2 protein-coding genes and 1 pseudogene are annotated in these 3,207 nt (G+C 73.7%); all 3 read right to left on the reverse strand.

Translation table 11 applies throughout. The features are described from left to right. Positions 1 to 265 (reverse strand): annotated as a pseudogene (locus E2651_RS42235) (protein phosphatase); the annotation flags it as partial. Then, complete coding sequence (locus tag E2651_RS42240; RefSeq protein ID WP_135336567.1) at positions 262 to 1,725, reverse strand: MFS transporter; 1,464 nt, start codon at positions 1,723 to 1,725, stop codon at positions 262 to 264. The gene E2651_RS42240 and the pseudogene E2651_RS42235, both read right to left, overlap by 4 nt. Before the next feature lie 50 nt (positions 1,726 to 1,775). After that, positions 1,776 to 3,207: MFS transporter (locus E2651_RS42245; protein ID WP_135336568.1), on the reverse strand; the 1,432-nt coding region annotated here is incomplete at its 5' end.

Raw genomic sequence — 3,207 nt, forward strand, 5'->3', positions numbered from 1 at the left:
ACCTCGACCCCTCCCCCTCCGCCCGCTGCCACGCCTCGCGCCACGCCTCACGTGCCGCCCCGCGATCGCTGGGCAACCGGAAGTCGGGCCACCGCACCCACCGCGCCTCCCACGCGGTGGCCGGCGGCTCCTCGCCCAGCAGGTACAGCGCGAAGTCGGGGGTCGGCCCCTCGGGGAGCGGGTGCCTCAGGCCCCGGCCGCGGATGAGGCGGCCCGAGGGGAGTCGCAGTACGCCCGGTGCTGAGGGATCCCAAGTCGCCGTCACGGCGCGAGCGTGGTGTCCGCCAGCGCGCGTTGTGGGGCGGCGTCGAGCCGTTCCGCCGTCCGGCGTGCCGTCTCCCTCGCCCACCTGCCGCTGGTCAGCGCGCCGAGGAGCAGGACCGCCAGGCCGCAGCCGGTGATGATCCACCAGGCGGGGCGGCTCGCCTCCGTGAAGGCGGTCGCGTACGAGGATGCCCCGATCCCCGATGCCAGGACCGCGCCGATCACCGCTACGCCCAGCGTCTGGCCGATCTGGCGGCTGGTGGAGGCGACGGCCGCGGCGACGCCCGCCTGGGCGCGGGGCATCCCGGAGACTGCGGTGTTGGTGATCGGCGCGTTCACGAAGCCGAAGCCGAGGCCGAACAGGACGTATCCGAGGAAGAGCGTCGCGTTCGTCGTCTCCGCGTCGAAGGCGGCGAAGAGGACTCCCGACGCTGTCATCGCGATCCCCGCGATCAGGAGGGGCAGCCGTGGGCCCCGGCTGCCCACCAGGCTGCCCGACAGCGGGGCGCAGACCAGCGTCACCGCCGCCATCGGCAGCATCCACACGCCCGCGTCCAGGGCGCTCAGGCCGCGGACGTTCTGGAGGTACAGCGTGGAGAGGAAGAGGAAGCCGCCCAGCGCCGCGAAGGCCGAGACCGCGATCACCGTCGCCCCGCTGAACGGCGCGGAGCGGAAGAAGCGCAGGTCGATGAGGGGGTCGGCGCGGCGGGGTTCGTAGGCGAGCAGGCCGAGCAGGGCGAGCAGCGCGGCGGCCGCGAGGCCGATGATCAGCGGTGACGTCAGGCCCGCCGTCGGCGCCTCGATGATCGCGTACGTCAGGGTGCCGAGCAGGACGATCACCAGGAGCTGGCCCACGGGGTCCGTGCGGCGGGGCCTGGGGGCGCGGGACTCGGGGACGTAGCGCATGGTCAGGAGCAGGGCCGCGAGGCCCACCGGCAGGTTGATCCAGAAGATCGAGCGCCAGCCGACGGAGTCGACGAGGACGCCGCCGATGATCGGGCCCGCCGCCATGGAGATGCCGACCACCCCGCCCCAGACGCCGATGGCGCGGGCCCGCTCGACGGGCTTCGTGAAGGTGTTCGTGATGATCGACATCGCGACCGGGTTCAGCATGGAGCCGCCGACCGCCTGGATCATGCGGAACGCCACGAGGGATTCGAGGTTGGGGGCGAGGGAGCAGAGGACCGAGGCGATGGTGAAGATCACCAGGCCCGCCTTGAAGATCCGGCGGCGTCCCACCCGGTCCGCCGTCGAGCCCGCCAGCATGAGCAGCGCGGCGAGGACGAGGGTGTACGCGTCGATCGTCCACTGCATGCCCGAGATGCTGGTGTCGAACTCCCGCGCCATGGAGGGCAGGGCGACGTTCAGGACGGTGTTGTCGAGACTGACGATCAGCAGGCTCATGCAGCAGATCGCGAGGACGAGCATGCGCCGGCGGAGCGTGAGTTCTGGCGGGGGCATGAGTTCGACGGTATCTCGGGGGCGAGGCGGCGCGGGTACGGGACGGTCCCTCAGCCAAGGCGCCGCGGCAGCCGCAGGCTGAGCACCGCAAGGCCGATGAGCCCGGCGAGCTGCGCCGCGAGTACGACCGCGAACGCGTTCCGCATGCCGAGGCCCGGAATGGTCGCGAGGAAGAGCGAGCCGAGCGTGGCGACGCCGACGGCCAGGCAGGACTGCTGGACCGTGGCCGCCAGGCCGCTGCCCGCGCCCGCCCGCGCGGCCGGGACCGCGGCGAGCACGATCCGGTAGTAGAGGGCGAGCTGGACGCCCTGGCCCAGGCCGCACAGCACCACGCCGGGCGCGAGCGCGAGGGGGGTGAGCGCGGAGAACGGGGCCCACAGCACGGTCAGGGCGAGGACCACCAGGCCCGAGCCGTGCACCAGCGCGCTCACCGTCATCGCGCGGCTGCCGAGCCACGTCACCAGACGCGGTGCGAGCATCGACGCCGCGAACTGGGCGACGCCCATGGGGATCAGGGTCAGTCCGGCCTTGAGCGGGCCGAAGCCCAGCCACTGCTGCAGCGTGACCGCGCTGACGAACATCCATCCCGCGAAGCCGATGAAGATCGGCAGGCCGAGGGCGAGCCCCTTGCGTACGCCGGGTTCGCGCAGCAGCGACGGAGGCAGGAGCGGGCTGCCGCCAGTGCGTTCGGCGCGCAGCTCGACGCGGGCGAACGCCCAGGCGAGGAACGGCGACGCGATGAGCAGCAGCACCGACCACAGGGGCCAGCCCGCCGCCCTGCCCTCCGTCAGGGGGAGCAGCAGCGCGGTCAGGGACGCGGCGAGCAGGAGTGTGCCGCCGATGTCGCTGCGGGTGGGCTGCTCGGCGCGGCTGTCCGGGACGGCGCGTACCGCGCAGAGCAGGGCGGCGACCGCGACGGGCGCGTTCACCAGAAACACCGCTCGCCAGCCGGTGCCCGCCAGGTCGGCGGAGACCAGGACGCCGCCGAGCACCTGCCCGAGGACGATGGAGATACCGCCCACGGAGCCGTACAGCGCGACGGCCTTGGTGCGCCGCTCGCCGTGCGTCGTGGCGTGGATGGTGGCGAGCACCTGCGGCAGCATCAGCGCGGCCGCCGCGCCCTGCGCGACGCGCGCGCCCACCAGCCACCACGCCCCGGGCGCGAGACCGCAGGCCAGCGAGGTCACGCCGAAGGCGGCGACGCCCCAGAGGAAGAGCGTGCGGCGGCCGTACGTGTCGCCGAGCCGCCCGCCGAGTACGAGCAGGACGGCGTACGCGACCGCGTAGCCCGCGACGACCATCTCCAGGGTGGCGGGGGACGCGTGCAGGTCGCGCTCGATGCTGGGCAGGGCGACGTTCACGATGAAGAAATCGATCATCGGGAGCGCGGCGCCGAGAAGGACGGTGAAGAGGCCGAGCGGGGTCAGGGCCGGGGAGGCAGGTGCCCCGGCGGGGCCCGTGTTCGCGGGGGCGGCGGAGGCG

This window comes from Streptomyces sp. MZ04, assembly GCF_004684775.1.
Taxonomy (GTDB): domain Bacteria; phylum Actinomycetota; class Actinomycetes; order Streptomycetales; family Streptomycetaceae; genus Streptomyces.

What these genes read in the sequence shown, in the direction of transcription:
- E2651_RS42240 (WP_135336567.1), bottom strand. Translation starts at nt 1,725, where the DNA reads ATGCCCCCGCCAGAACTCACGCTCCGCCGGCGCATGCTCGTCCTCGCG.